The sequence below is a fragment of the Prosthecobacter sp. genome (assembly GCF_034366625.1).
Classification (GTDB): Bacteria; Verrucomicrobiota; Verrucomicrobiia; order Verrucomicrobiales; family Verrucomicrobiaceae; genus Prosthecobacter.
This window is the reverse complement of the sequence record NZ_JAXMIH010000006.1, coordinates 757,628-783,559: the sequence shown is the minus strand read 5'-3', so window position 1 is coordinate 783,559 and position 25,932 is coordinate 757,628. Positions and strand designations below refer to the sequence as shown.

23 protein-coding genes are annotated in these 25,932 nt (G+C 60.5%); 15 read left to right on the top strand and 8 right to left on the bottom strand.

The features are described 5' to 3' along the window. Positions 1–169 precede the first annotated feature (169 nt). Together U1A53_RS05880 and pabB are read right to left on the bottom strand one after the other, a co-directional pair. Positions 170–946 carry an NIPSNAP family protein gene (locus U1A53_RS05880; RefSeq protein WP_322279597.1) on the bottom strand — a complete coding sequence of 259 codons (777 nt, stop codon included), beginning with the start codon at positions 944–946 and terminating at the stop codon, positions 170–172. Positions 947–981: 35 nt separating this feature from the next. Beyond that, positions 982–2,184 (bottom strand): aminodeoxychorismate synthase component I, encoded by a 1,203-nt coding sequence (gene pabB, locus U1A53_RS05875; protein WP_322279595.1) that lies wholly within the window; start codon positions 2,182–2,184, stop codon positions 982–984. Between the two features lie 168 nt (positions 2,185–2,352). Between pabB and U1A53_RS05870 the strand changes: the two genes are divergently transcribed. The 6 genes from U1A53_RS05870 to U1A53_RS05845 all read left to right on the top strand — a co-directional run bounded on the left by U1A53_RS05870 (position 2,353) and on the right by U1A53_RS05845 (position 8,612). Continuing rightward, a complete protein-coding gene (locus tag U1A53_RS05870) occupies positions 2,353–2,796 on the top strand; it encodes a hypothetical protein (protein WP_322279594.1) in 444 nt (147 codons plus the stop codon). Next, positions 2,768–3,580: a tetratricopeptide repeat protein gene (locus U1A53_RS05865; protein WP_322279592.1), complete on the top strand. Its 813-nt coding sequence runs from the start codon at positions 2,768–2,770 to the stop codon at positions 3,578–3,580. Before U1A53_RS05870 ends, U1A53_RS05865 begins: the two co-directional genes overlap by 29 nt. A 21-nt stretch (positions 3,581–3,601) precedes the next feature. Further along, entirely contained in the window at positions 3,602–5,566 is a 1,965-nt protein-coding gene (locus U1A53_RS05860) for an SUMF1/EgtB/PvdO family nonheme iron enzyme (protein WP_322279591.1), read from the top strand. A 5-nt stretch (positions 5,567–5,571) separates the two neighbouring features. After that, a complete protein-coding gene (locus tag U1A53_RS05855; RefSeq protein WP_322279590.1) occupies positions 5,572–6,438 on the top strand; it encodes a hypothetical protein in 867 nt (288 codons plus the stop codon). Positions 6,439–6,524: 86 nt separating this feature from the next. Then, on the top strand, positions 6,525–7,103 hold the full coding sequence (locus U1A53_RS05850; protein ID WP_322279589.1) for a hypothetical protein: 579 nt from the start codon (positions 6,525–6,527) through the stop codon (positions 7,101–7,103). Between the two features lie 9 nt (positions 7,104–7,112). Further along, positions 7,113–8,612, top strand: coding sequence for an SPFH domain-containing protein (locus U1A53_RS05845; RefSeq protein ID WP_322279588.1), 1,500 nt, complete (start codon positions 7,113–7,115; stop codon positions 8,610–8,612). A 137-nt stretch (positions 8,613–8,749) separates the two neighbouring features. Here the strand turns inward: U1A53_RS05845 and U1A53_RS05840 are convergent, their stop codons facing one another. Then, positions 8,750–9,112, bottom strand: coding sequence for a hypothetical protein (locus U1A53_RS05840; protein WP_322279587.1), 363 nt, complete (start codon positions 9,110–9,112; stop codon positions 8,750–8,752). Between the two features lie 45 nt (positions 9,113–9,157). Next, positions 9,158–10,279, bottom strand: a complete 1,122-nt coding sequence (locus U1A53_RS05835; protein WP_322279586.1) for a metallophosphoesterase — start codon at positions 10,277–10,279, stop codon at positions 9,158–9,160. 95 nt (positions 10,280–10,374) lie between these two features. Here U1A53_RS05835 and mutS point away from each other — a divergent pair, with 95 nt between their 5' ends. From mutS to U1A53_RS05800, 7 genes are all read left to right on the top strand, one after another. Then, entirely contained in the window at positions 10,375–12,882 is a 2,508-nt protein-coding gene (mutS, locus tag U1A53_RS05830) for a DNA mismatch repair protein MutS (RefSeq protein ID WP_322279585.1), read from the top strand. 20 nt (positions 12,883–12,902) lie between these two features. Beyond that, a complete protein-coding gene (locus U1A53_RS05825; RefSeq protein ID WP_322279584.1) occupies positions 12,903–13,793 on the top strand; it encodes a hypothetical protein in 891 nt (296 codons plus the stop codon). A gap of 225 nt (positions 13,794–14,018) precedes the next feature. Further along, complete coding sequence (locus U1A53_RS05820; protein ID WP_322279582.1) at positions 14,019–14,213, top strand: hypothetical protein; 195 nt, start codon at positions 14,019–14,021, stop codon at positions 14,211–14,213. Positions 14,214–14,228: 15 nt separating this feature from the next. Next, a complete protein-coding gene (locus U1A53_RS05815) occupies positions 14,229–15,776 on the top strand; it encodes a hypothetical protein (RefSeq protein ID WP_322279581.1) in 1,548 nt (515 codons plus the stop codon). 77 nt (positions 15,777–15,853) lie between these two features. Next, positions 15,854–16,762: a sugar phosphate isomerase/epimerase gene (locus tag U1A53_RS05810; RefSeq protein WP_322279579.1), complete on the top strand. Its 909-nt coding sequence runs from the start codon at positions 15,854–15,856 to the stop codon at positions 16,760–16,762. 152 nt (positions 16,763–16,914) lie between these two features. Then, positions 16,915–17,862, top strand: a complete 948-nt coding sequence (locus U1A53_RS05805; RefSeq protein ID WP_322279578.1) for an alpha/beta hydrolase — start codon at positions 16,915–16,917, stop codon at positions 17,860–17,862. Positions 17,863–17,997: 135 nt separating this feature from the next. Continuing rightward, positions 17,998–19,110, top strand: coding sequence for a Gfo/Idh/MocA family oxidoreductase (locus tag U1A53_RS05800; RefSeq protein ID WP_322279577.1), 1,113 nt, complete (start codon positions 17,998–18,000; stop codon positions 19,108–19,110). A 15-nt stretch (positions 19,111–19,125) separates the two neighbouring features. Here U1A53_RS05800 and U1A53_RS05795 read toward each other — a convergent pair whose 3' ends face one another. Both U1A53_RS05795 and U1A53_RS05790 read right to left on the bottom strand, forming a co-directional pair. Continuing rightward, complete coding sequence (locus U1A53_RS05795) at positions 19,126–19,845, bottom strand: hypothetical protein (protein ID WP_322279576.1); 720 nt, start codon at positions 19,843–19,845, stop codon at positions 19,126–19,128. Between the two features lie 70 nt (positions 19,846–19,915). After that, positions 19,916–20,884: a hypothetical protein gene (locus U1A53_RS05790; RefSeq protein ID WP_322279575.1), complete on the bottom strand. Its 969-nt coding sequence runs from the start codon at positions 20,882–20,884 to the stop codon at positions 19,916–19,918. A gap of 436 nt (positions 20,885–21,320) precedes the next feature. Here U1A53_RS05790 and U1A53_RS05785 point away from each other — a divergent pair, with 436 nt between their 5' ends. Beyond that, positions 21,321–22,073 (top strand): formyltransferase family protein, encoded by a 753-nt coding sequence (locus U1A53_RS05785; RefSeq protein ID WP_322279574.1) that lies wholly within the window; start codon positions 21,321–21,323, stop codon positions 22,071–22,073. 103 nt (positions 22,074–22,176) lie between these two features. Here U1A53_RS05785 and U1A53_RS05780 read toward each other — a convergent pair whose 3' ends face one another. Further along, positions 22,177–22,563, bottom strand: a complete 387-nt coding sequence (locus U1A53_RS05780; RefSeq protein ID WP_322279573.1) for a hypothetical protein — start codon at positions 22,561–22,563, stop codon at positions 22,177–22,179. Between the two features lie 125 nt (positions 22,564–22,688). Here U1A53_RS05780 and U1A53_RS05775 point away from each other — a divergent pair, with 125 nt between their 5' ends. Then, positions 22,689–23,696 carry a pyridoxal-phosphate dependent enzyme gene (locus tag U1A53_RS05775; RefSeq protein WP_322279571.1) on the top strand — a complete coding sequence of 336 codons (1,008 nt, stop codon included), beginning with the start codon at positions 22,689–22,691 and terminating at the stop codon, positions 23,694–23,696. Positions 23,697–23,819: 123 nt separating this feature from the next. Here U1A53_RS05775 and U1A53_RS05770 read toward each other — a convergent pair whose 3' ends face one another. Beyond that, positions 23,820–25,898, bottom strand: coding sequence for a hypothetical protein (locus U1A53_RS05770; protein ID WP_322279570.1), 2,079 nt, complete (start codon positions 25,896–25,898; stop codon positions 23,820–23,822). Between the last annotated feature and the right edge of the window lie 34 nt (positions 25,899–25,932).

The following is a 25,932-nucleotide window of genomic DNA, read 5'->3' as shown; positions in this document are numbered from 1 at the left end:
TGTTGCGGCCTTCCAGAGATGGAGAGCCTACGGAACACGCGGAAGGCACGGAATTCAGAGGATGGCTGCCTGGGATGGCCCGGTTTACCGCAGTGGGGCAGGTGGGTAACGGGGGCATTCCTGCCCCCCGGCACGGCATCCACGGGCCAGGAATGGCCCGATTACGAGCCTACTGGATCGGCGAGAAGTCCGTCGCTTTCATATAGACGCTCTTCACGCCTTCGGCCTGCGGCTGGATGGTGAGCGGGCCGTTCTTTTCGCTCTCGCCCTTGGCTTTGATCCAGTCAGGATCAGCCCGGAACGCGGTGAAGGAGGCGATGCCGGCTTCCTTGCTGGCGTGGGAGAGGATGTAGATCAGCTTCGTGCCCGCGCCTTTGTCCGCATCGGTCGGCACCCAGTAGGCGAGGTGGCTCATGCCGTGCTTGCTGAAGAGCTTCATCGTGTGGTTGCTGAAACGGGCGTGCAGGTCGTTCAGCTTGCCTTCGGGCGTCGTGTAGGTGCGCAGTTCAAACACGCGCGGCTTGTCCCCTTTGGCGATGGCGAGCGGTGGCGAGTACTCCGTCGGCGACATGAAGATGGACTCGATCTTGGCGACGATCTTGCCGTTCGCCTCGCTCGCCTTCGCGGCGGCTTTCCACTCGGGGTCCGCGCCGAAGGCCTTGAAGCTCGCCTTGGCCGCATCGCGGCTCTTGTGTTCGAGCACATAGATCAGCGTGGTTTTGGAGCCGTTCTCCTCATCCACCGGCACCCAGTAACCGACGTTGCCGATGCCGTGCTTTTCAAACAATTTGCAGGTGTGGTCACGGAAGCGGGCCAGCAACGCTTCGAGTTTGCCTTCGTTGCAGGTGTAGATCCGCAGTTCATAGACGCGCGTGTCATCGGCGGCATGGATCATCGTGGAAAAGAGGCCGGTGAGGGCCAGGGCGAGAAAGGTGAGGCGCTTCATGAGGGGTGAACAAACGGCGGGCAAACACATGCTTATCACGAAGCTGCCGCCAGAATGCCCGCCGCCTTGTGCAGAGTCTCCTCGTACTCGCTCAACGGCACGGAGTCGGCGACGATGCCGGAGCCGACGTGGAAGGTGATTGCGTCATCCTTTTGCACGGCGGTGCGGATGGCGATGTTCCATTGGCTGCGGCCGTCGAAGCCGAACCAGCCGATGGCGCCGGTGTAGAGGCCACGGGGATGCGGTTCGAGCTCGGCGATGATCTCGGTGGCGCGTTTTTTCGGCGCGCCGGTGATGCTGCCGCCGGGGAAGCAGGCGCGGAAGGCATCGACGTGATCGACATGCGGCCGGAGCGTGCCGGTGACGGTGGAGACGAGGTGAAACACCTGCGCGAAGCTTTCCACCCGCCACAGCTCGGGCACGGCGACGCTGCCGAATTCGCAGACCTGGCCGAGGTCGTTGCGCTCGAGGTCGGTGATCATGAGCAGCTCGGCGCGTTCTTTGGCGGAGGCGGTGAGCTCGCGCACGGCGGCGCTGTCGCGGGCGGGATCGCCGACGAAACGAGGGCGCGTGCCTTTGATGGGACGGGTGGCGATGCGCGAACCGTCCATGTTGAGGAACAACTCGGGAGAAGCCGAGAGCACGGTGGTTCCGGCCAGTTGCATGAAGGCGGCATGCGGGGCAGGGGAGACGGAGCGCAACTTCAAATAGAGCGCCAAAGCATCGGCATTCTGCGGCCAAACGGCTTGCCAAGGGTAGGAGAGGTTGACTTGGTAGATGTCTCCAGCGGCGATGTAGTCCTGCGCGCGCTGGACGCTGCGGATGAAGTCGTCGCGGGTAACTTGGGGTTCAAAGTGAAGTTGGGAAGAGGGGGGGGGGCTGAAAGTGGAAAGCTGAAAGCTGAAATGGCCGAACTCGAACCACTGCGCGGTGTCGTGATCGTAAATGAGGCCGTGCGGGTAAATGCCGAAGACGAAATGGCCGTCGTAGCCGACCCAGCCGTACAAACCACCGGCGGAAGCGCGGGGCGTGCGCAGGGCGGCGCGCACTTTTTCCCAATCGTGGTCGATGTGGCCCTGCAAAATCGCCACGGGTTCGGCGGTGAGAACGGAGATGGCACCGGGGGTGGGCAGGGAGGAATCCATCCAGACGAAACCCTCGCGATGGCACAGTTGCGCCGCGATTTCGGCGGGTGTGAAGGAAAATTCACACCGGCGGTGATGTGGTGACGTTTCCAAGGCATGAACGAACAACGGCAGGGTGTGCCCTTCCGGCATTTTGAACGAAGAACCCTGAAGCATTGACACTAGGAGGCCTAAATCGTACCATGACCGTCTTTTTCAGCAACCTGTGACTCCCCCTTCCACCATTCTCACTCCAGACCGCGATCGTTCTTCGGCGATGGCTTGGGGAACGCTGTGCGTGCTGGCAGTGGTGCAAATGGGAATCGCCGTGAAGCTGCTCACTGCCAAAGGGCCCATGGTGTCAGGATCCGCTCCGGCCATGATTTCTTCATCACTGTCGGCTCCTACATCGAGCGTGGTGCCGGAGATCGGTCAGATCGCCGCTCCGCCGAGTTCGACCGCCCCACCATTGCCGGGATCGCTGATGCCTGCACCGGCTCCGATTGTGGCTGCCCCCATTTCCAGCGCACCACCGCCGATCGGTTCGTTCCAGAGAACGGACACGCCGATGCCAGCGCCTTCCGCTCCAGTCCTTCCTCCGGTCAGATCCGCTCCCGTCGCGCCAGTGGCTCCAGCGCCGAAGCCAGCCGCACCTCCGGCGACAACGCCCGCAGCTCCTCCCGCCTTTTCATCGACTATGCCGCCTCCATCAGCGCCGAAGCCTGATGCTGCCGCCGAACTGCTGCGTGATGTGAATTACGTTGTCACCTCCGCGAAGGAAATTCGCGGCATGAGCGATATGCAGGGCGCGCTGGAGCTGTTGAAGCGCGCCGACCAGCTCAATCCCGATCATCCGGCAATCATCGCCGAGATGGCGCAGACCTACGAGCAGATGGGCATCACGGACAAGGCGACGGATTCCTGGAGACGCATCCAACTGCTGGGCACGACGAAGGCGGGCAGCTATTTTGAACTCGCCTCTCGTCGGCTCGGCGCGGGCTCGGCCGCCGTGGCGGCACCTGCCATGCCGGGCGTGCCTGGCATGGAGAGTGAGAAGTTTCTGCGTCTCGGTGCCTGCCAGGTGGCCCGTGATTTCACCGTGAACACGGGTGAGCGCTATGTGCTGCGTGTGCCCATCGTTCGGGCCGGCAATCATCCCATCGACGGCAAGGCGGTGAATCTGGAAGTATTTTTCTTCGACCGAATCAATGGCACGAAAGTAGCGCAGACCATCGCGCCTGAACCCGTCGAAACGTGGCAGTCCGCCCCGGTGGACTGGAGCGGCACCGGCGAGGAGACGCTGGATGTCGTGTATCACCTGCCCGCACTCTCCGCCGCTGAAGTCCAGCAGCATGGCCGCCGTTCGTATTACGGCTACATGCTGCGCCTGTACCATAACAACAAACTCCAGGATGTGGCCGCCGAGCCCCGCGATCTCCTGGAGTTCGGATCCGCACCGGGCTCTGCTCCTGCCGGTGCCAATCCGCTCCTCCCGCCCGTGGGGAGATGATCGCCACCCGACACCGCACGCATGACTCTTCTGTTTGTTGATTCCAACGCCGCACTGCGCGGCACACGCACCATCTGGCTGAGGGAGAACCTCCCTGGCTTCACCATCGTTGATTTCTCCGATCCAGCGCTCGCCACGGCGTGGATCTCGAAGGCTGACTCGCTCGATGTGCTCGTGACCGAGGCCATCTTTCCCACGCAGGAGACCGGCTTCACGCTGCGCGACACGGCACGGGCACGCTTTCCACAGGCACGCGTGCTGTTCACCACACGCTATGACCTGACCGGTTTTGAAGCTCAAATCGCCGACGGGCTGGTGCTCAAAGACGCACCCTACACACCCGAAAAGCTGCTGGATCGCGTCCGTTCCCTCATGACGCAAACCGTGGAGTCGGATGATCCCGCGCCGGTGATGCAGCCCGGCACCGTTCTGGGCAATTATCAGGTGCTCGAGCGGCTCTACGTCGAAAAAGAGGCCGAGACCTACCGTGCGTTGCAGGTCGCCGTGCAGCGTCCGGTGGCGCTGGTGCTGTTGAAGCCGGAGCAGTTGAAGCAGCCGCTAGTCGTCGCCAAATTCAAGGAACGCGAACGGGTGAAGGCCTCGCTGATGCATCCGCGCATCGCCCCGCTGTATGAGGCGGGCGAGGCAAACGGCTGGCTGTTCTACTCCCGCGAGCTGCCCCGCGGGCGCAGCCTGGCCGAGATCGAGCTGACGGATGAAGCCCTCAGCGAGCGGCGTCTGGCCGAGGTGCTGCATGGTGTGGCGGAGGCGATGCAATTTGCCACCGAACGTGGCTACCATCACCGCAGCCTTGCCCCGCGCGACATTTACATCGATGCCGAGCATCAGGCGAGCATCGTAAACATCTTCCGGCCTGCGGTGGATGACAAACGCGATGCGAAAGCGGACGTGCGCGCGTTTCTGGACCTGCTGCGCCCGATTGCCTCGGACGGCAAGGCGCGCGGCCTGCTGCAGTCGCTCGCGGAGGCGAATCATGACTGGAAAGGGCTGTTCAACGCCCTCGATGATGTGCGTGATGACATGCGCGAGCGTAGCATCGTGCGCAAGATCGAAGCAGAGACTCTGCCGATGAACGCGGATGGTCAGAAACCGTGGTGGGTCTGGATGACGATCATCCTCATCCTCGTCATCGTGGCCGCCTTGGGTGCCTTCATGAACGGCTCGAACACCACGGCGCTGCCCGTTGAACTGGTGCGCATCCCCGCAGGAACGTTCAAATACCAGAATAACGAAGAAGAAGTCAAACTCCCGGAGTTCTGGATCAGCAAGCATGAAGTCACCATCGGCCAGTATGCCGAGTTTTTGCAGGCGCTGAAGACCGCCGTGCCGGGAGTCCATGATCATCCGCGGCAACCGAAGACGAAAACCGGCCACGAACCCGCGAAGTGGAGCCAATATTATGCTGCGGCGAAGTCAGGCACCACCTTCAACGGCGAAAGCATCACGCTGAACACTCCTGTCAGCCAGGTGGACTGGTGGGACGCGTATGCGTTTGCCAAATGGAAGGGCCAGCGTCTGCCCACCGAGCAGGAATGGGAAAAAGCTGCGCGTTGGAATGGGGAGAAAAGCCTGCGCTATCCCTGGGGCAATGAAGCACGCGATAACGCCGCCAATCTCGGTGACGACTACAATGCCGCCCCCAAAGCGAGGGGAGGAAGGGTTGACGGCTACAACCTCTGGGCTCCGATCACCCGTGTCACTCAAGACGTCAGTCATTATGGCGTGTGTGACATGGCGGGCAACGTCAGTGAATGGACCGCTGGTGAGACCCAGGATGGCGAATGGCCTGCGCATCCTGATTACATCGACATCACAGTGCCGGTCGTGCGTGGCGGCCACTTTGGCCTGAAGAGCAATGACCACCTGCTCACCGACCGCCTCTTTCCAGAATCCGCAAACGAGGCTACACTCGCCCGGGGATTCCGCACCGCCTCCAGCACCGCCCCCGCCAAACCGAATCCTTGAAGCTTATGAACCGCATCCTTTTGCTGCTGACCTTCTGCCTGCTCTCCGCCGCCGCCCATGCGCAGTACGTCACCAATCTCACACTGCTGAAAAACCAGTTTCTCACGGGAGAGCCGGTCGTGGCCGAGATCACCATCATCAATCGTTCCGGCGCCGACGTGATCGTTGGTGGTCATGGCGCGCGTGACTGGCTGCATTTTGAAATCACCGAGGCGGAAGGTCGTAGGCTCTCGCCCGTCACCATTGGTTCGGAAAAGCCCATCACCATGAGGGCGGGTGGCACCATGAAGCACACCGTCGAAATTTCAGGCGGCTATTCCACCGCCGACCTCGGCACCTACAACATGATCGCCAACGTGCTGCATCCCATCAGCGGGCAGTTCTACGTGTCCAACAGGGCGCGCATGACCATCACCGACTCGAAGCCAAACATGTTCGACCAGCCGTTTGGCGTGCCGGAAGGTTTCCCCAACGCAGGTCGCGCACGGCGCTACCAAGTCATCCTGTTTCGCGAACTCAACACACTGCAGCTCTACTGCCGCCTCACCGATGACCGCAGTGGCGCCTACATCGCCACGTTCCTTCTTGGCTCGGTCAACATGGCCACTCAGCCACAGATCAGCATCGACCCCAAAAACAAGCTGCATGTCTTTTTCATGGCCCAGCCTCATGTTTACTGCCACGCCATCGTGAACCCGGACGGCAAAATCTTCAAACGAGGCTACTACCGCGATCAGGAGGGCAACCGACCCTCCCTACTGGTGGGTGGCGGCTTCCCGCAGGTGGTGGGTGGTGTTTACTTCGATCCCGGTGCGCCGCCGCCAGAGAAAAAGAAAATGCGCAAGGCCTCCGAGCGTCCACCCGGCCTGTAGCCACACTCGCAGCTTACAAACCCGACTGAAAAGCGGAACGCATCCGCTCTTGCCCTGACATCGTGCGCCAGCTAACAACTGGTGTCATGAACACCTCATGGTTCGATTTCGCCTCCGGCACGCAGCTTTACTGGGCCGTCGCCATTTTCGCCTCCGTGCTCCAGGTGTTCCTGCTCATCGGCGCACTCATGGGTGGCGGTCATGATTTCGACCACGGGGCCGATTCACATGATGGCAGCACCACGGATGCCGTGAAAATCTTCTCGCTGCGTGTGCTCGTCGCCTTCTTCGTCGGCTTCGGCTGGGCGGGCGTCATGGGGCAGCGCAATGGCATGTCTCCCGGCTCCACCGCTCTCGCCGCTCTCGCCGCTCTCATTTCCGGCGTGATCTTCATGCTGCTGCTCTTCGCCACGCTGCGTTTTCTCATGTCGATGCGCGATGACGGCTCGCTGCATTACGAAAACGCCATCGGCCTGCGCGGCCAGGTGTATGTGACCATTCCCGCCTTACGCGCAGGCATCGGCCAGATCGAGGTCATGCTGCAAGGCCGCCTCATCACCGCCAGCGCTGTCACCGATGCCGATCACGCCTTGCCGCCACAAAGCGGCATCGAAATCACCGCGCTCATGCCGCCCAACACTTTCGTCGTTAAACCAACCTCCTGAACCACAACCATGTTCGACTCCGCCATGATTCCCGTCCTCGCCGGCATCGCCGCCATTCTCGTCTTTGCCACGCTCGCGTTCTTTGCCTCACGCTACAAACGTTGTCCCTCCGACCGCATCCTCGTCGTTTACGGCAAGGTCGGCGGCAACAAATCCGCCCGCTGCGTGCATGGTGGCGCCTCCTTTGTGTGGCCGGTCATTCAAGACTACGCCTACCTGAGCCTCACGCCGATGCCCATCGACATCCAACTGCGTGGCGCTCTCTCGCAACAAAACATCCGTGTCAACACGCCCTCCACTTTCACCGTCGGCATCAGCACCGAGCCTGGCGTGATGGAAAACGCCGCCGAGCGTCTGCTCGGCCAAACGCAGCCGCAGATTCAAGAACTCGCCAAGGACATCATCTTCGGCCAGATGCGCGTCGTCATCGCCACGATGCCCATTGAGGAGATCAACGCCGACCGCGACAAGCTCATCGCCAACATCTCCAACGGCGTCGAAGTCGAACTCAAAAAAGTCGGCCTGCGTCTCATCAACGTCAACGTCCAGGACATCACCGACGAATCCGGCTACATCGAAGCCCTCGGCAAAGAAGCCGCCGCACGCGCCATCAACGACGCCAAGATCAAAGTCTCCCAGCAGGAACGCGATGGCGACATCGGTGCCGCCCTTGCTGACAAAGAGAAACGCATCAGCGTCGCGCAAGCCCAGGCCGAAGCCGTCACCGGCGAAAACCTTTCCGCGGTCGAAATTGCCAACTCCATCGCCTCACGCCGCGAAAAAGAAGCCGAGGCCGAACGTCTCGGCACCGCCGCCGAGAAGGTTGCCAGTGCGAAAGCGCTCCAAGAATCTTATCTCGCCGAAGAATCTGCCGAACGTCAGCGTGCCAAGCGCGAAGAAGCCGCGATGATGGCCACCATCATCGTGCAGGCCGACATCGAGAAGCGGAAGATCGAAGTGCTCGCCGAAGCCGAAAAAAATCGTGTCCGCATCAGCGCCGAGGCGCAAAAGCAGCGCATCGAACTCGAAGCCGAGGCCGAGAAACGCCGCATTGAACTCGTGGCGCAAGCCGAAGCCGAACGCATCCGCATCATCAAGGAAGGCGAGGCCGCCGGTCTCAAAACCTACATGGAAGCCGAGGCCGCAGGCACCCTGGCCCAGCTCGAAGCCCGTGCCAAAGGCTTCCAATCCATCGTCACCGCCGCTGGTGGTGCCGACAAAGCCGCGCAGCTCATGGTCACCGAACAATTGCCCGGACTCGTCGCCGAACAGGTCAAAGCCATCTCCGGCATCAAGATCGACAAGCTCACCGTCTGGGATTCCGGCCGCACCGGCGAAGACGGCAAGACCCGCACCGCCGATTTCGTCTCCGGCCTCGTCGGTGCCATCCCCCCGTTGCACGACATCGCCAGAAACGCTGGCATCGAGCTCCCCGGCTACCTTGGCAAACCCGCCTCATCCTCGGGTGGCAAAAAACCAGCACCTCCAAGCGACACGCAGGCTATCTAATCAGGATCGTCCTCCTGCTCGAACTCATCCTCAAGGGAGCGCCGCATCCCTTCCGGGTGAGCGATCCCTGATGCGTCGAAATCACTGCTGCCCTCTTCAAAAAGCATCTCGGCGAAAAGAAAACCGGGAACAAAAAATCACTTCGTCACCTTCGGCATCGCCTGCACCAGCAGGTTGTAGAATTCATTCTCCTCGGGCGTCTCGCCATCGCTGGCGAGGATGTTTTTCACCACGCCGAGCACTTCCTTCTGTGAGGCCTTGGTCGTGAACAACTGCGCTTTCGCGCTGATGTAATCAAACATCGCGTCATCGCTGTCCGCCGCCTCCCGCGCCTTGGCAAACGACTCCTCGATGAACAAACTTTTTGGATACTCGGAATCCCAGCCTTCCGCGATGAAGGCCGACTCCAGCAGCCGCTCTTCGGTCAGCGAAACATGCGCGTCCGCATAGATGGAGAGGGTGAGCAGTTCGAACAGAGCTTCGCGATGATCTTGAGTCATGGCTCATCATTGCAAACAGGACGCCGTGATCAAGCACGCACTTCTTTACACCGAAAGTTTGACCTTTTGAAAGGCTCCGGCCTGCGATCCCGCATGTACCGCGGCTTCGACGTTCCCTTCACTCACAGTCACCACCGCATAACCCGCAGTGTCCGCGTATTCGAACGCCGTCACCTGTTTCCGCTCGGTTTCATACAGTTCGCGTCTCAGCTCCACCGTCTCCGGCGAGTGCTTCGGTTCCAGCTTCACCTGATCGCCGTTGTAGCTGGCGATGCCATGCAGTTCGTTCTTCGGCGCTTGATTCAAAGCCGACACCACGCTGCTTACCGCGAGCTGTGAAAATCTTTTTCCGCCTGCCGCCCGCGTCAGCGCACTGAACTTGTGCAAGTGTCCGCCCAGCACCATCGCCTCTTGCTGTCCGAGCACATCGAGCAGTTTTTCACGCTGCGCCTTCAACTTCTCGCCCGCATACAGATGCCACGTCGCCCGCGCGCCATACGGCACCACCGGCGGATGGACGATCACAAACAGATGCCGCACCGTGCGTTTCGCCGCCACCGCTTCGAGCCATTCCAGGCTCGCTTTGTCATACGCGTCAAAGAACGCGAACTGCGACTCGCCGTACGTCACCAGATGATTCGCCTTCGTGTTCGAAGCCGCCGCATCAAGCTGCTTCGCCTCCTTCGCCATGAACGGCAGCAGCACTTCATCAAACGCCTCCTTGGCTCCGTCGCCCGTAACATCATGATTGCCCTTCGTGAACAAAAACGGCACACCGAGTTCTTGCTGCGTCACAAACGCCAGCGCCTCTCGGTTCTGCTTCACGGAAAGCTCCGCGTTCCCACACAAACCCTGCACCAAATCGCCCACCTGCAGCACAAACGCCGGTGGCGCGGACGATTCCCGCAGCGCAGCGATGCGCTGCTTCACAGCCGCAAACATTCCCGGCATCAACTCCGCCGTCAGCCGCGAGTAATTCTGGATCTGGCTCAGATCACCGCCGTGATTTTCCTGCAACCACTTCAAATCATGATGCTCCAGGCTGTCGTAGTGCAAATCGCCCAGCAGGATGAATGAAAACGGCTTCGCGCCTCCTGCGGCATGCGAAACCACTCCCGGCAACGCCGCAGCGGCACAGGCTTGCAAAAATCGACGGCGTGTGGTCATGCCGCTTCAACGTCACCTCAGCCATTCGTCATTCTGAATTCGTCATTCGTCATTTCTTGACCACTCCCTCGCCCCTCTTGACCATCACGCCTTCCATGTCCGACGCAGCCACCACTCCCATGATGAAGCAGTACCTCGCCATCCGGCGCGAGCTGCCGGAGGACGTGCTGCTGTTCTTCCGCCTGGGCGACTTTTATGAGCTGTTCTTCGAGGATGCGAAGGTCGCCTCGCCCATCCTCAATGTCGCCCTCACGAAGCGTAACGGCGTGCCCATGTGCGGGGTGCCGCATCATTCGTCGCAGGGCTACATCGCAAAGCTGATCAAAGGCGGCAAGCGTGTCGCCATCGCCGAGCAGACCACCGAACCAACACCTGGAAAAATCGTCGAGCGAGCCGTTTCGCAGATCCTCAGCGCGGGCACGATCAATGACCTCAACCTCCTCGACTCGAACCGCCCGAACTACCTCGCTGCAGTATTTCGTTCGGGCAAGAAACTCGGCCTCGCTTATGTCGATCACACCACCGGTGAGTTCGAAGTGGGCGAGTTCAAGGACACCACCGAGCTTGCCGATGAGCTTGAGCGACTTCAAGCGAGCGAGTTGCTCTTCAGTGATGATCAGCGCGACGTGATCGACGCTCTCGGTAGTCCGAGCAGCGCGCAACCCATCGAAAGCTACCTCTTCCTGCTCGACCAGGCGCAGCACAGCCTCACGCAGCATTTCAAAGTGCAGTCGCTCGACGGTTTCGGCTGCACCGGCATGAACGCCGCCATCTGCGCCGCCGGCTGCATCCTGCAATATCTGCAATTCCAGCTCCGCCGCAGTGTCGATCACATCCAGCGCCTCCGCGTCGGCCAGACGAACGACTGCGTCCTCATCGACGCCGCCAGCCAGAGCCACCTCGAGCTCGTCACCGCGCGCGGCGGCACGCAGCACACACTTTTGAGCGCGCTCGACCGCACCTGCACGCCGATGGGTGCGCGCAAAATGCGCCATTGGGTGCTGCATCCGCTGCGTGATCTGGAATTGCTCACTCAGCGCCAGGACATGATCGCCGCGCTGCTCGACGAGCCGATTTTGCTCGGCCAAATCCGCACCCTCCTCAAAGAAGTCCGCGATCTGGAACGCACCAGCTCCCGCCTCAGCCAAGGCAGCGGCAATGGCCGCGATTTGCAGGCTTTGGCCGTCTCACTGGAGGTCGTGCCTTCGCTGAAAACACTCCTGTCAGAATGGTCAACCCGGTCAGCCATGTCAGACCACCTGACAACACGCCTCCACGACCTCACCCCCATCTGCCAGGAAATCCAACGCGCCATCTGCGATGAGCCGCCCATGCAGATCAAAGAAGGCGGCGTCTTCCGCGAGGGCTATCTCCCCGCGCTCGATGAACTCCGCGCCGCCTCCACGCTCGGCCGCCAGTGGATCGCCGACCTGCAAAACCGCGAGATCGAGCGCACCGGTATCAAGAGCCTCAAGATCAAATACAACGCCGTCTTCGGTTACTTCATCGAGATCACCAAGGCCAACGTCGGCAGCGTGCCCACCGACTACCACCGCAAGCAGACCACCGTCAACGGCGAGCGCTACATCACCGACGAGTTGAAGCGCATGGAGGACAAAATCCTCGGCAGCGAGGAGCGCAGCAAGGCGCTCGAGTACGAGCAGTTCATCGAGCTGCGCAGCCGCGTCTTGGAGCACCTCGCGCACATCCAGGAAACCGCCGAAGCCATCGCCATCCTCGATTCGCTTTGCTCGCTCGCCGAAACCGCGCGGCTCTTCAATTACACCCGCCCCGTCCTCAACGAGACGCGCAATCTCTTCATCCGCGACGGCCGCCATCCCGTGCTCGATCAAAACCTGACGAGCGGCGAGCGCTTCGTGCCGAACGACGTCACCTTGGAGCCGGAGGAAAGCCGCCTCATCCTCATCACCGGGCCGAACATGGCCGGTAAGAGCACGTATTTGCGCCAGACCGCGCTGCTCACGCTCATGGCGCAAATTGGCAGCTTCCTCCCCGCCGCCAGCGCCGAGATCGGCCTCGTCGATCGCATCTTCACCCGCATCGGCGCCAGCGACGACATCGCACGCGGCCAGAGCACCTTCATGGTCGAGATGAACGAGACCTCGCTCATCCTCAACAACGCCACCGAGCGCTCATTGGTCATCCTCGACGAGATCGGCCGCGGCACGAGCACCTTCGACGGTCTCAGCATCGCCTGGAGCGTCGCCGAGCACCTGCACGACCACATCGGTGCCCGCTGCCTCTTCGCCACCCACTACCACGAGATCACCGCCCTCGCGCAAAGCCGCAGCGCCGTGAAGAACTACAACGTCGCCGTGAAGGAGTGGAACCAGCAGATCATCTTCCTCCGCAAGATCCTCCCCGGCTGCGCCGAAAAAAGCTACGGCATCCAGGTCGCCCGACTCGCCGGCCTCCCCGAAAACGTCATCGCCCGCGCCAAGGAAGTCCTCCAACAACTCGAATCCGGCCACCAGCCCGCCGAGAGTGTCAAAGAAGTGCCGGTGCCGACGAGCGTGCCTGCGAAGACGCGGAAGAAAGCAGTGAGCGATGCCGACGCCGGGCAGATGAGTTTGTTTGGGTGAGCAACCTGTTACTATTAACTATGGACACTGTTTTTCTGGGACTTGCCAATCTTGAATTAGACTGTGATGAAATCGATCTAGGCTGTGGTTTTTATCTCAGGAAGACTTATGCGCATTTGATGTCGCACGGAATGGTTGCCTTCGCTCCAGCACCACCCAAAGGCCACCACCCCGCGCCATGGAAGGCAACTCAAAGCGGTTATGCATACGACATTATGGCTGAGCTGGTTATGCCGACTAAAATTCGCGACCTCCGCTTCACACAAGAAGACCTTTCTCAGATTATGGTCGGTCTTTTAAGACTTTCGGTAAAACCCGACATTGTAGCACCGCTGATCTCCACTCACGATCTCAGCGAAGCGAAGCAAGACGATAATGCCGTGTTCCATGCGTTGGAGGCGCTTCCAAGATTCTTCCCTTTAGCCATAGCAGGGAAAGAAAAGGTCACGGCAGATGACCTTGGTTGGTTGAGTCATGAACTAAGTACTACTCTGGCATTCCTGCATAAGAATCCAAAGTTAAAGACAGCTCTCGAGGTTCTTAGTGATGTGCAATTTGTAATGCATCGTGGCATGGCGATGATCTCGATCTGGGCCGCTCTGGAATCATTGTTTAATATCCAGCATGAACTCACGTTTAAAGTGTCGGCATATGTAGCTGCTTTTCTGAAGCCAGCTGGCGTCGCACGTCATGAGCTATTTGCTGAATGTAAAAAACTGTATGGAGCCCGAAGTGGTGCCGCACACGCGAATGCTCATGCTGAACCAGACGACCTTCTGAGGTCTGTTATGATATTGCGAGAGGTTCTTGTGAAGTTGATTGAGTCGCGGAAGGTTCCTGATGCCAAGTCACTCGAGCTGATGCTGTTTGGTGACAACAGCCAGCTCAAGGAAGGAAATGCTGGGAAATGAAGTAAGGTATCAACTGTCTGACAAATACACTCAAACCCGCAGTGGATGCGTCCGCCATGCCGCCGGGAAGTCCATCTCGGCGAGAGGGATTTCGGAGTCTTCATCGAACAAGCCCCCGAGGCGCTGCTTCCCCGTTCCTCGTCGCATCGCCAGGAGTTCCACAATTTTAGCATCGCTCAAATTTGGCGTTGCAATCGACCTGTCCGGTCGCGTACTCTGCTTCACATGGCTGCACCCTCCCCTAAATCAATGCTTCTCTCCAGCCCAGCGATTGCCGACAGGATCGCGTCCCGGCATGGTGCCAAGGCAAGTGTGGTGACGGTTTCCAAGATGGTGGGAACCAAGGAGGTGTCTGAATTCATGCGTCTGGTCTCCGCCGCCCAGAAGTCCACCCGCAAGATGGGGATGAAGGTGCGCTAACGGTCCCTGGATGCCATGTCCAGACTCGCTCAGGCGCTTTCCACGCAGATCGAAGGGGTGGATCGTCCCTTTTCGAACTTCGACTTTGTGGATCGCGAGTTCTCCGGGTCGGCACCGATCCGGCGACTTTTCTCCCAGGCTCGGTCCCGTGGAGCAAAAACACTGGTGATGGAAAAGGTGGCCGCCCAAGGCTCGGTGGCTGATGAGAACGCCGAACTGCGCAGCCTTTTCCCGGACTACCAGATGGCCGGACTGGTGCGGCTTTCCTTCTGGCGGACTTCTTTTACCCGCAAAGCCGAGTTGGCGGCGCTTTGCGATCAAGACTGCATGGGTTGGGCCATCCTGAAGCTCGATCAAGTGGGCGGAAGGCAGGGCTGGCATGTGTTTGAGTCTGTGATCCGTGCCTACGAGCACCCACACAGCTTCGCCACCTGTGCCAGGGCCGTGCCGGTGAAGATCGCGGGCAGGAAGTTTGAGATTCCAGGCGTACTTTACTGCCAGCAGAACGGTCTGAACAAAGCCTGCGCCCAAGTGGCTCTGCGCAGCATTTGCAGCGCCTTTTTGGATGATCCAGACCTGACCTTCCGCCGCATCAATCAGCTCGCTGCAGCGGTCTCTCCGGTGGCCAAGCCGGGTGAAGGGTTGACGACGGATCAGATTCAGGACGTGCTCGATGGGCTCGGGATTCCGCACTTCGCCATCTACTACCCGAACCTCTCCGGTCGTGAGAAATGGCGCAGTCGCCTGCCTTACCAGAAGATCTTGTACAGCGGCATCGAGAGCGGCTGCGGTGCTCTGCTAGCCTTTACCACCAGCGGACCACGAGCACCGGGTTGCGGTCACATCGTGCCGCTCCTTGGGCATACCTTCAATGAAGACACCTGGTCCGCCCGTGGCGACGGGGCCTATTTCAAGATCGGGAAAGACATCCGCTACCTGCCCAGCTCTGCGTGGATGAGCAGCTTCCTGATTCACGATGACAACTTTGGCTCGAATCTCTGTGTCGCCAAAGATTACCTGCCTGCCAAACAGGCCGACTACGTTGTTGCTCTTTATCCACGCGGTTACGCGGCACCCGGATTTGTGGCGGAGGTGGCGGCAAGCCGGTATTTCTATTCCTTGCTGCGGCAGTTGGACGAATCGGCCAACCCATGGGTGAACCGCCTGCATCGCACCGTGAAGAACAAGGAACTCATCCTGCGGACGGTGCCGGTCACACGAGAAGCCTACTGCCAGCATGTGAGGGAAATGCAGGATTGGGAGCACCACACCGAAGATCCAGCAACGGTGGACGATCTCGCCAAAATCTGCCCCGACCAGATGTGGATGATCGAAGTTTCGATTCCTGACCTGTTCTCCACCAACCTGCGCAAGCTGGGAGAACTGTTGCTGGCCGGAGATCTGGCGATCTCGGACCGGCCTGATTACAGCAAGTTCGTCCTCAGTCGTTTCCCCGGCTGCTACATGCTCTTTGACCGCCTGGATGGCCGCCGCCAGCCGCGGTTTGTCGCAGCATCCAGCGGACTCCAATCGCACACGCCATTGTGGAGTAGGGGAGCGTGAGTACCCGACTTCCCCGTGCAAGGAATCCAGTGCCTGCTACTTTATCAGCCCAGCTCACCCACCCACTCCCAACACTCATGCAATCACGTCGCCATTTTCTTCACACTGCTCTGGGATTTGCCACCCTGCCACATCTCGCGTGGGCGGCAGCGCCTGGCGGGGTCAGCCTCGGCTTCAGCTTGTATGGCATGAAGACGCTGTCTTTGAGCGAGGCTCTGAAAACCTGTGCCGAGATCGGCTATGCCAATGTCGAGTTCGCTTTGAATGCAGGTTTTCCCACCGAACCCAAGGTCTTCACGACGGCAGCACGCACCGAGGCGGCGCAGCAGCTCCGTGCGCTCAAGCTGGACCTGCCATGCCTGATGGTGAACCTCAGCCTCACCGCCGATGACAAGGCTCATGTCCAGGCCCTGCAAAGCATCACCGATGCGGCGCAACTGGCGCGCGAGATGAATGCAGACCGGCCTGCCATCATCGAGACGGTGCTCGGTGGCAAACCGGCGACCTGGGAGCAGCAGAAGTCCGGCATGGCCGAGCGTCTGCAATCCTGGGCCGAGACGGCGGAAAAGGCGCAGACCACGATCGCCATCAAAGCCCATGTGGGCAGCGCGGTGAACTCGCCGGAGCGCCTGCTCTGGCTGCTGGAGCAGGTGAAGTCACCGGCCATCCAAGTGGCTTACGACTACAGCCATTTTGAGCTGCAAGGCATCGACATGGAAGAAAGCATGAAGCTGCTGCTGTCGCGCACGAAGTTCATTCACGTCAAAGACTCGGTGGGCGAGCCAGGGAAGTTCCAGTTCCTGCTGCCCGGTGAAGGGCGCACCGATTATGTGAAGTACTTCACCGCGCTCAAAAAGCACGGCTACCATGGCCCCGTCGTGGTGGAGGTTAGCGGACAGATCTTCAACAAGCCCGGCTATGAACCCATCGCCGCCGCGAAGCAGTGCTACACGGTCCTGTCCGGCGCTTTGGCGAAGGTCGGCTAAAATGGCAGGCGAAGAGGTGAGGCGCTCGAAACCGCCCTGACCGAATGCAGCGCCGAAAGGACAACGGCAATGCGGTCTTTCCATGTCAGGAAAACGGGGCGAGGGCACAAGCCTCGGACCAACGACACGCGAATCATCACCAAGCACCCATCATGCCACTCGATCCCCAGGCGCAGGCCTTTCTTGCCCAGCTCGCTGCCTTAGGCGCACCGCCACTCGAACAACTTCCGGTGGATCAGGTGCGCGCCATCTATCGCCAGTTGTTTGGCGGGAGCGGGGAGCCCGAGGCGGTCGGCGAGGTCATCGATCGAACGATTCCCGGACCCGGGGGGCCGATCCCGCTGCGGATCTACACCCCCAAGGGATCGGGCCCGTTTCCGGTCCTCGTTCACCTGCACGGCGGCGGCTGGGTGGTCGGCGACCTGGCGGCGTATGATCCCATCTGCCGCAAGCTCACGAATGCGGCCGGGTGCGCCGTGGTGTCCGTTGATTACCGGCTCGCGCCCGAGCACAAGTTCCCGGCGGCGCTGGACGATTGCTATGCAGCGCTGCAATGGGTGGCCGCAAATGCGCCCACCTTTCATGGCGATGCGTCGCGGATCGCGGTCGGCGGCGACAGCGCGGGCGGCACACTCTCGGCGGTGGTGGCGCAGCAGGCGCGTGACGAGGGTGGTCCCCGGCTTTGCTATCAACTCCTCATCTATCCCGTCACGAACTACGGTTTCAACACGCCGAGCTACCGCGAGAACGCGGACGGCTATCTCCTGACGAAGAACCTGATGGCCTGGTTCTGGGGGCACTACCTGCGCAGTGAATCCGATGGCAGCTCACCCAAGGCTTCACCGCTGCGGTCCCCCAACCTTGGAGGCCTGCCACCGGCACTCGTGATCACGGCTGAATTCGACCCGCTGCGCGATGAGGGCGAGGCTTACGCGTCACAGCTTCGCGATGCGGGCGTATCGGTCACCCTGAAGCGCTATGATGGAATGATTCACGGCTTCTTTGGACTCAGCGGAGCCCTAGCGCAAGGTCAGCACGCTGTGGCGGAGGCGGCCGCCGGCTTGCGGGCTGCGTTTCGGGAAAAGACGCCTGGCATTTAGTGTTTGGAATGCATCCACGAGGCAACAGTCATGGGGCTGTTCGGATCATCGGGAGGAAGAGCGTCGGTGAAGGCCATCAAACTCCTGCCCTTCTGGTCTTGCTTGTGGGATGAGCGGCGACGACGTGTCCAAACTATGAACACGCTTCGCATCGGTGCCATTGGCGCAGGAGGCTTCGGCCTGTTCGCTCTCCAGCAATTTCTTCAGATCCCGGGAGTGCAGCTTGCGGGGATCGCCGGGACGCATCGCGAGGCGGCACTGGCCGTGGCGCGGCGCTTTGGCGTGCCCGATTTGGTGGAGGTGGACGCGCTGCTCGCAAGCCCGGAGGTCGATTTGGTTTACATCGCGACGCCGCCGTTCCTCCATTACCCGCAGGCGCTGGCGGCTCTGAAGGCGGGCAAACATGTCATCTGCGAGAAGCCGCTCGCCTTGACGGTGGCACAAGCCGATGAACTCGTGGCGCTGGCACAAGCCAAGGATCTCCTCTGCATCGCCAATCTGATGCAGCGCTACAATCCGCTGTTTGAATCCGTCCGGCGGCTGGTCGAGTCGCGCGTGCTCGGCGAGTGCCTGCACGGCTATTTCGAAAACTACGCGAGTGACGAGGGTCTGCGATCCGAGCACTGGTTCTGGGACCGTGCGATGAGCGGTGGCATCTTCATCGAGCATGGTGTGCATTTCTTCGACCTCTTCGAAGGCTGGCTGGGCCAGGGCGAGGTGGTGGCCGCGCAGCGTGTGCTGCGGCCTGGCTTGGGCATCGAAGAGCAGGTGCAGTGCACCGTGCGCCATGCGAGCGGCGCGCTGGTGAATTTTCATCACAGTTTCACGCAGCCATCACGGATGGACCGGCAGGAGTTTCGTCTTCTCTTTGAGCACGGCGATGTGACGCTGGAGGAATGGGTGCCGGTGCGCGCGCGCATCCGTGCCGCGGTGAACGAGGAGCAGACGCGCACGCTGCTGGAGCTGTTTCCCGGCGCGAGTCTCGATGTGCTGAAGACCTATGGAGGCAGTGATCGCGCTGCACGTGGCCGGTTCAAAGAACTCGACTTCTACCAGCAAATCGAGCTGCGCCACGGATTGGGCGACGACAAGATGCGCCGCTACTGTGAGCTGCTGCGCGCGCGCTTCACCGACCAGCTCGCCTGGCTGCGGGACCGCACGCATGTGCGCCAATTGACGGAACGAAACGCCCGTGACTCACTGGCGATGGCCGAGAAAGCCACGCACCTCGCCGAGGCGTCCGCGTGATCGACGAGGAAGGCATCAACGTCTTCCCTGTGTCGAACGGTCCACCAAGTTCTCATAAATCTTGCGCCGTTCGTCCAGGCCGAGGCCCTGGTTGCGCAGGCCGAACATTTGTTTGTTGATGTCCTCGCGCTGCGAGACGCTGAGACGCGAGAGTTTGGCCACCATCTCCGGCGGCGGCTGGCGGGGGTAGCCGTCCGCGTTGAAGCCTTCCTTGTAGTTCACGGCGGCGTTTTTCGCCTCGTCCATCTGGGCCGAGCTCAAAGGCGGGGAGTTTCCGCCCGCACTGCCACTGGAACCGCCACCGCCTGATTTTGCCCGGACGATTTTTTTTGGCGGCTGCTGGTAGCGGACGGTGATGACCTGCCCTCCTGCGACTTGGATTTTTGCCGACCATGTGTGAATCTCGGCTGGATTGCCTCCGACACCGACCAATTGCCATCCCTGAAAATTGGCCGTTTTGGAGACCACATGAGACTCCATGGTCTTGGTGTCGAGCAGGGTGGCAAGGACATCGTTCTCGGTGCGCGCGACACCCGTGAGGATGATCGAATCGAAAACGCCCAAGGTGCGAGTGAACGGCGAGTTTGTGAGGAGTTCTTCAAAGTGCTCGTCCTTCACGGATTGCGGAATCGCCCCGTCGTCGTCCGGCGGCGGAGGCTGCGGCATCGCATCGGCTCCATGCAACGTCACGACGCCGCACAAGCCCATGAAGAGAGCGCCTCGCGCCCAGTTCATGGTCTCCCTCCTAACGCAATACGGCAGCGGACCCATGGGAGCCAAGTACGGCAGCAACCCGGCAGAACCATCACCGCAACTTCTGAAACTCCGACCAGCCTTCCCAGGCGATGCGCTGAAGGTCGGCACGGTCTTCAGCGGAGAACTTGCGGGTGATGGGGTTGCCGTCGCGGTCCTTGGTCTTGTCTTTCCTTGTGCCTTCGAAAGTGCGGGTGTCCGTGATGGAATCCATGGGCAGACCAATGGGGCTTTTCTCGAAGAGCGCGGCGTAAAGCGTGCAGGCGGTGAGGTAGGCCATGGTCTGGTTCAGATGCGCGTCATTGACGAAGCGCAGCGTGAGATCCGGCCGCTGGGTCTGGCAGCGATGCGCCACGAGCGCCATCGGAGCGACGGCGGCATCGATTTTCTTCGCCACGGCGGCGATGGCGCGCTCCTTGGCGAGGATCGGCGCGGAATCGGGCGCGACGGTCAGCGGCTTGTCGTTTTGAGTCGTGGGCGTGGTCTCATACAGGATCACGCGGGCACCTTGAGCCTTCGCCAGCTCGGCGAATTTCGGCGCATACTCGGCATAGAGCGTCGGATCACCTTCCACATCATCGCGATAGGACTGGAGCACCACGACATCCCAGGGCTGGCGATTGGCTTCGATCTTCGGGAGCAATGCACGATGACGTGCGAGAGCGTTTGGGGCATAGGCATCCTTTGGGTTGTCCGCAGCGGCTTTCTCGAGCGCAGCGATCGTGGCTTTCTCCTCAGCCTCGGTGAGCGTCGATTGCTTGACGATGTTCTGCGTGCCAAGCCGCCAGTGATCCTTCAACGTGCGACCACCATAAATGACGTCCGTGCGGTTGAACGTGAGCCCCGGCTGGCCCGCCTCCGCCATCGCTTTGACCACAGTGGAGAGGTTGTGCCGGGCCGTGAAGCTGTTGCCGATGAAGAGCACGTTCAGCGTCTTCTTTTCACCCTCGGCACCAGCCGCCATGGAAAACGAGACGAGAGCGAATGCGAAGAATGCTAATCGAGAGAAGAGGCGAGTCATGGTTGGGAGAGGTTGGAAACAGGAGATACGGAAGATGGTCCGTGAGAACGATCCATTCCATTTCGTCTCTCAGCGATTCGTCCGGGCTGATGCCGGGCCATCCACTTCCCTCCGGCCCACACCGTCGATGAGGCACGGCACTCCGGCCGAGACATCACCACGATTTGTCTTGTGGAGTTCAAGCGAGTTTGATCTGATGGCCGCCAGTTCAAGACTCGTGGCTTATGAACCTGCTCGATCTCTTCCCCGATCCGAGATAAGGTCAAAAAGTCGAACCAATCCGTCGAACCTTGCTCGCGTGGCCACAAAACAAGAAAGATCCACCGCTCCATGTGTCTCCTCAGAGCAACCGGTACCAGCACAAGACGGACCACCGCCCTTACGTATCGTCATCCTCACGTCGGAGAGCCTGCTCTCGAATCTTATGATTGCAACGATGGTCCGGGAACTACCAGGGCAGGTGGTCGGCATTGTGAGGTCAACGTGCCGGTTCAAGGGCAAGAATCTGCCCCAATTCCTTTGGCACTTGTGGCGGCAGTCCGGCTTCCGCTATATCGCACATCTCGTACTCAGATCGCTTTTGGATCGGCTCGTGCTCGCGACAAAGGGCCTGACAAGGCACAAGCCGTCGGTTGGCTCCCTGTCTGACATCGGAACCCATCATGGGATTGCGGTGATCTCTTCTGAGGACATCAATGACTCCGAGACGGTGGCCCAGATCCAGAATCTTCGCCCTGACTTGATCGTCTCCGTCTATCTATTGCAACTGATCAAACCAACCCTGATCCAGTTGCCGGTTCGTGGTGTTATCAACGTTCATCCGGCATTGCTGCCTCGACACCGGGGACGGTGTCCCATATTCGCGGCGATTGTCGCTGGCGATGAAGAAACAGGTGTGACTGTACATTGGGTGGATGACCGCGTCGACTCAGGAAGCATCTTGCTACAAGAAAGGCTGAAGCTATGCCCTGAGGATAGCGCTTTGATGTTATTGTACAGATGCTCAATGACTGGAGCAGCCATGCTGGTGAAGGCCGTGAAACTCATCGAGGGCGGCAACGCGCCACATATTCCCCAAGACGAAAGCCAAGCCACATATCAATCCTGGCCCAGCCTTGCAGATCAGGTGCTTTTCCGGCAAAGAAAAGGGAGATACGGCACCTGTCTCGACCTTTGGAAATACCTGTGAGAACTTTTTCCGGGCAACGATGGAGCGTGCGCCTTCCATGACAGGAGAGCCTAGGCCAGAAACTCCCGGAAGTTATGCAGCTTCTGAAACTCCGATCAAGCCTTCACCCATGCTGCTCCAGCGCGTAGATGCGTGACTCGGGCGGCTGGCTTTCGAGTGTTTCAATCGTCGAGTCGAGCCAGTCCACGAGTTCTTCGGCATCCCACCAATACTGAGGCCAACGCGAATCGCTCGTCCATAGCTTCCCATGCTGGACGGCAAGACTACGCAAGCGTCCCACGCAGGTGAGAGCATCAGCGCGTGAGTACATGGAAGGTTCGCCGTCGAAGCTGTATTCGATCACGCAAGCGGGGCGCCGGATCATGTCCAGCCACTCGGGCTCTGCCCCTTCAAGTTCCTCCACGAATTCGCAAAGCAACGCGATGGGCGTCCCGAAAGTCTCCACCAGGAGGTGTTTCTGGTCATCGTAGAGCATGAACGTGACTTTCATGGACAAGTCCATCTTGCGCCTTTCACAAAGGCCCCACAACGACGAATGCCGCTGAATTCCGCACGACCCATGTTAGCACCGATGACCCTTGTCTTTTGCACGCCCATCACCCACCATCGGCCCGCATGATCCCACCACGTCATTTGAGCACAGTGGCTCCCGACCTCGACAAGCTGGCACCGCCCATGGATCTCGTCGTCCGGCCGACGCCGATCACCAGCGCGCCTACGCTGGCAGAGAAGTGGGGGCTCACGGAACTGCGCGTCAAGCGCGACGACCTGGCCCATCCGCTCTATGGCGGCAGCAAGGTGCGCACCCTGGAGTATTTCCTCGGCCATGCGCGCATGAGAGGCGCGAGCGGACTCGCGACCATGGGGCCCTATGGCAGCCACCAATCCCTGACCTTGGCGATTTTTGGGCGGCTGCACGGCTTCAAGACGCGCACGGTGCTGGCACCCCGGCCCATGACGCCCGAGATCGAACTCAACGACCGCCTGATTCTGAGCTACGGGATGGACGTGCTGCGCTGCGGCAGTTTCGCGGCGGTGCCACTGGCATTACTCCGCGCTCGGCTCCGCTCGCTGGGGGACAAGCGGCCTTACTGGATCCCTTCCGGTTCCAAACATCCGCTCGGCATTCTCAGTCTCGTGGAGGGAGCGCTGGAGGTGGCGCGCTCTGTCGAAGCGGGAGAGCTGCCCATGCCCGACGATGTGGTGGTGGCGACCGGCACCTGCGCGACGGCGGCGGGACTGCTGCTGGGCTTTGCCATTGCAGGCCTGAAGGTGCGAGTCGTCGCGGTCCGGATGATACCAAAGATCGTCACCGGGCCGCGCAAGATGCGGCGTCTGGCGGAGCGGACCCTGGAGCTGTTGCGCCAGCATGGTTTCGACGGCCCCGTGAACTGGGGTGAATCGCTGTGGGTGGACGCACATGCTGGCCCGGGATATGGGCTCAACAATGCTCTAGGAAAACAAGCGGCCGACGACGTCGCGGCCTCCGGATACTTCCGCATCGAGACGACCTACACGGGGAAAACGCTCGGTTTGCTCGCCAGCGGAGCCCTGGCTGGGCGACGTGTGCTGTTCTGGAACACCTGTAGCGCGGTGGATCCCAGACCGGGCTCTCTGCCGTGAGATCTACGCCGCCTCTACCATCCAGATGATGCACCGAAGGCGCGTCACTACCGCGTCTTTGGTGCATTCCATTTGTCAGCTTGCTTCGCTGCAATCCAGACGGTGTTTGGCCATCACACCGCGTTACTTTGGAGCGACGGGGGTGGGCTCGGCCTGGGGCTGCCAGGTGAGGGAGCCGTTTGCGTCTTTGGCGTAGATGACGGGGACGGCTTTACCTTTGGGGCCGTCGGGCTGGAAGCGGCCTGTGGCGTCGAAATTGGCGATGCGGGCGCCGGAATAACGAATCCAACCTTGCAGTGCCCCTGAGTCTGGGTCGTAGCGATAGACGTCACGCCAAGGCTTGGGGGTGGTGAGGCGCGGACTGACGTAGGCGGGAGCGGTGGAGCGTTCGAGCACGTCGGGGAAGAGAACCTGGCTCAGCAGTGTGAGATTGAGGCCGCGGAGCATGTAGCGTTCGCCGAGGGAGAGTTTGTCGGGCGGTGACATGGTGTCGATCTGGCCGGAGGCATGTTCGACGAGGACGCCCTGCATGATGAGGCGATGGAGCTCGGCACGGACATCGGCGATGGCGGATGATTTGGACGAGGTGGAGGCGAGGGCATCCAGCTCGCGCTGTGAGCCGAGGTAGAAGGGGTGAAAGCTGGCGATGGCGTGAAGGACTTTTTCGATGGTGGTGCGTGTGGTGAGTTCGGCTTTTTCCGTGATGCGTGTTTTGAGAGCGAAGCGGATGGATTCGCCGAGCTTCGTGCGGAGCTTTGCGGCTTCCTCCTTGCGTTTGTCGTCGCGTTCGGCAGCGGTGAGCGCGTCCATCTGCGGTTTGAGAGCGAGGTAGTGTTTCTGCAGGCCGTCGCGTTCGGCGGGGGTGAGGATTTGATCAAGCAGACGACCACGCAGGTTGGTGTCCTTCAAACTGAAGGCGAGCAGTACTTTCACCCAGCGCGGATCGGTATCGGCGACGGGCAGGCCGAAGTCTGGATTGTGAGTTTGATAGTGGATTTCCGAGACGTGACCCTGCTCGTCGTAGAAGTGCATCTCGTTGGGCAGCATGTAGAAGCTCACGATCGAGGGTGCGCTGATGCTGGCGCCGTTGTCGGCGAAGATGCCGATGTCGATGCGATGGCTGCGGATGCCGGAGGCGGTGAAAACGGGCGGCTGCCAGCGGACGCGGAGACGCATGACATTGCCGCCTGGAGCGGACTCGATGCGGACGAAGCGCGGATCTCCTTGGAGCACGGTGGCACGCATTTGCAGCGGAGACTTGGTGAGGTTGAGGGTCTTTTCGAAGCCGATGAGCATGCCGTGCTCAGCTTCATTGCCACGCAGGATGCGGGCGATGGAGACGGGCGTGTCGGAGAGCTGCCAAGGATAGGGACCGGGCAGCTCGAAGAAGTTTTTGCCGGCTTCGATTTTGCTTTCCTCGATGACCTGAAGCAGCACGAGCGGCGGAATTTTCTCCGGCGTCATGTCATGCGCGATGCGCACCATTTTTTCCTCGTCGATCTGGGTGCCGTCGAAGACGGGCGGATGTGCCTTGCCGGTGAAGTAGTCTTCCGGCACCTGGATCATTTTGTTCGAGCGACGGAAAATGGACTGGAGCGTGGGCATGAGAAGTCGTTTCTCGATGAGCAGTTTCTGTGTTTCTGGACGAAAAGCAGCGGCGGTGGAAAGCAGGGCCTGGAGGAAGGGCTGGTCGGTGCCGGAGGAACCCTGTGAGATGAGGAGGCTGGGAGTGTTCAATGGTAGCAGATCGCCATAACCGCCGCCGATGCCGTTGGCGCCGATGCCGTTGGCGCCGATGTCGTAATCTTGGTGCTCGGGATAGATGAAGAGGTTGTTGGAGAGGTACTGCTGCGCGAGGAAGCGATTGCCGCCAGGGTCCATCATGTAGAGACGCGGCAGGCAGCCGAGCTGCGTGGCGCCGGAAGCCATGGAGCAATTGCCGAGCGTGGGCTGGAGACGAAGTTGTGTGGCGGCGCCTTTGTCATTCTCCGCGCCTTTGAACACCTGGAGGAGAGGATACTGCGCGGTGTTTAACGGCGAATGCTGGCCGTCGCGATTTTCATACGAGATTGCTTTGAGGCCTGCGGCAGTGCCATTGACGAACCATTCATTGAGCAGCTTCGCCACACTGTCGGTACGCATGGTGACGGGCTGTGCGATGATGCCGCTGATGCCCAGCGTCAGGAACGCAAGGAGGCGCAAAGAGGCCGTGGACAGGATTCGCACCCGGCATTGT

Bases quoted from the DNA above. Each gene is read 5' to 3' on its own strand.
- U1A53_RS05880 (WP_322279597.1), bottom strand. From the start codon at position 946: ATGAAGCGCCTCACCTTTCTCGCCCTGGCCCTCACCGGCCTCTTTTCC.
- U1A53_RS05865 (WP_322279592.1), top strand. From the start codon at position 2,768: ATGCCGCCTCCATCAGCGCCGAAGCCTGATGCTGCCGCCGAACTGCTG.
- U1A53_RS05860 (WP_322279591.1), top strand. From the start codon at position 3,602: ATGACTCTTCTGTTTGTTGATTCCAACGCCGCACTGCGCGGCACACGC.
- U1A53_RS05855 (WP_322279590.1), top strand. From the start codon at position 5,572: ATGAACCGCATCCTTTTGCTGCTGACCTTCTGCCTGCTCTCCGCCGCC.
- U1A53_RS05850 (WP_322279589.1), top strand. From the start codon at position 6,525: ATGAACACCTCATGGTTCGATTTCGCCTCCGGCACGCAGCTTTACTGG.
- U1A53_RS05845 (WP_322279588.1), top strand. From the start codon at position 7,113: ATGTTCGACTCCGCCATGATTCCCGTCCTCGCCGGCATCGCCGCCATT.
- U1A53_RS05840 (WP_322279587.1), bottom strand. From the start codon at position 9,112: ATGACTCAAGATCATCGCGAAGCTCTGTTCGAACTGCTCACCCTCTCC.
- U1A53_RS05835 (WP_322279586.1), bottom strand. From the start codon at position 10,279: ATGACCACACGCCGTCGATTTTTGCAAGCCTGTGCCGCTGCGGCGTTG.
- mutS (WP_322279585.1), top strand. From the start codon at position 10,375: ATGTCCGACGCAGCCACCACTCCCATGATGAAGCAGTACCTCGCCATC.
- U1A53_RS05825 (WP_322279584.1), top strand. From the start codon at position 12,903: ATGGACACTGTTTTTCTGGGACTTGCCAATCTTGAATTAGACTGTGAT.
- U1A53_RS05820 (WP_322279582.1), top strand. From the start codon at position 14,019: ATGGCTGCACCCTCCCCTAAATCAATGCTTCTCTCCAGCCCAGCGATT.
- U1A53_RS05815 (WP_322279581.1), top strand. From the start codon at position 14,229: ATGTCCAGACTCGCTCAGGCGCTTTCCACGCAGATCGAAGGGGTGGAT.
- U1A53_RS05810 (WP_322279579.1), top strand. From the start codon at position 15,854: ATGCAATCACGTCGCCATTTTCTTCACACTGCTCTGGGATTTGCCACC.
- U1A53_RS05805 (WP_322279578.1), top strand. From the start codon at position 16,915: ATGCCACTCGATCCCCAGGCGCAGGCCTTTCTTGCCCAGCTCGCTGCC.
- U1A53_RS05800 (WP_322279577.1), top strand. From the start codon at position 17,998: ATGAACACGCTTCGCATCGGTGCCATTGGCGCAGGAGGCTTCGGCCTG.
- U1A53_RS05795 (WP_322279576.1), bottom strand. From the start codon at position 19,845: ATGAACTGGGCGCGAGGCGCTCTCTTCATGGGCTTGTGCGGCGTCGTG.
- U1A53_RS05790 (WP_322279575.1), bottom strand. From the start codon at position 20,884: ATGACTCGCCTCTTCTCTCGATTAGCATTCTTCGCATTCGCTCTCGTC.
- U1A53_RS05785 (WP_322279574.1), top strand. From the start codon at position 21,321: ATGGTCCGGGAACTACCAGGGCAGGTGGTCGGCATTGTGAGGTCAACG.
- U1A53_RS05780 (WP_322279573.1), bottom strand. From the start codon at position 22,563: ATGAAAGTCACGTTCATGCTCTACGATGACCAGAAACACCTCCTGGTG.
- U1A53_RS05775 (WP_322279571.1), top strand. From the start codon at position 22,689: ATGATCCCACCACGTCATTTGAGCACAGTGGCTCCCGACCTCGACAAG.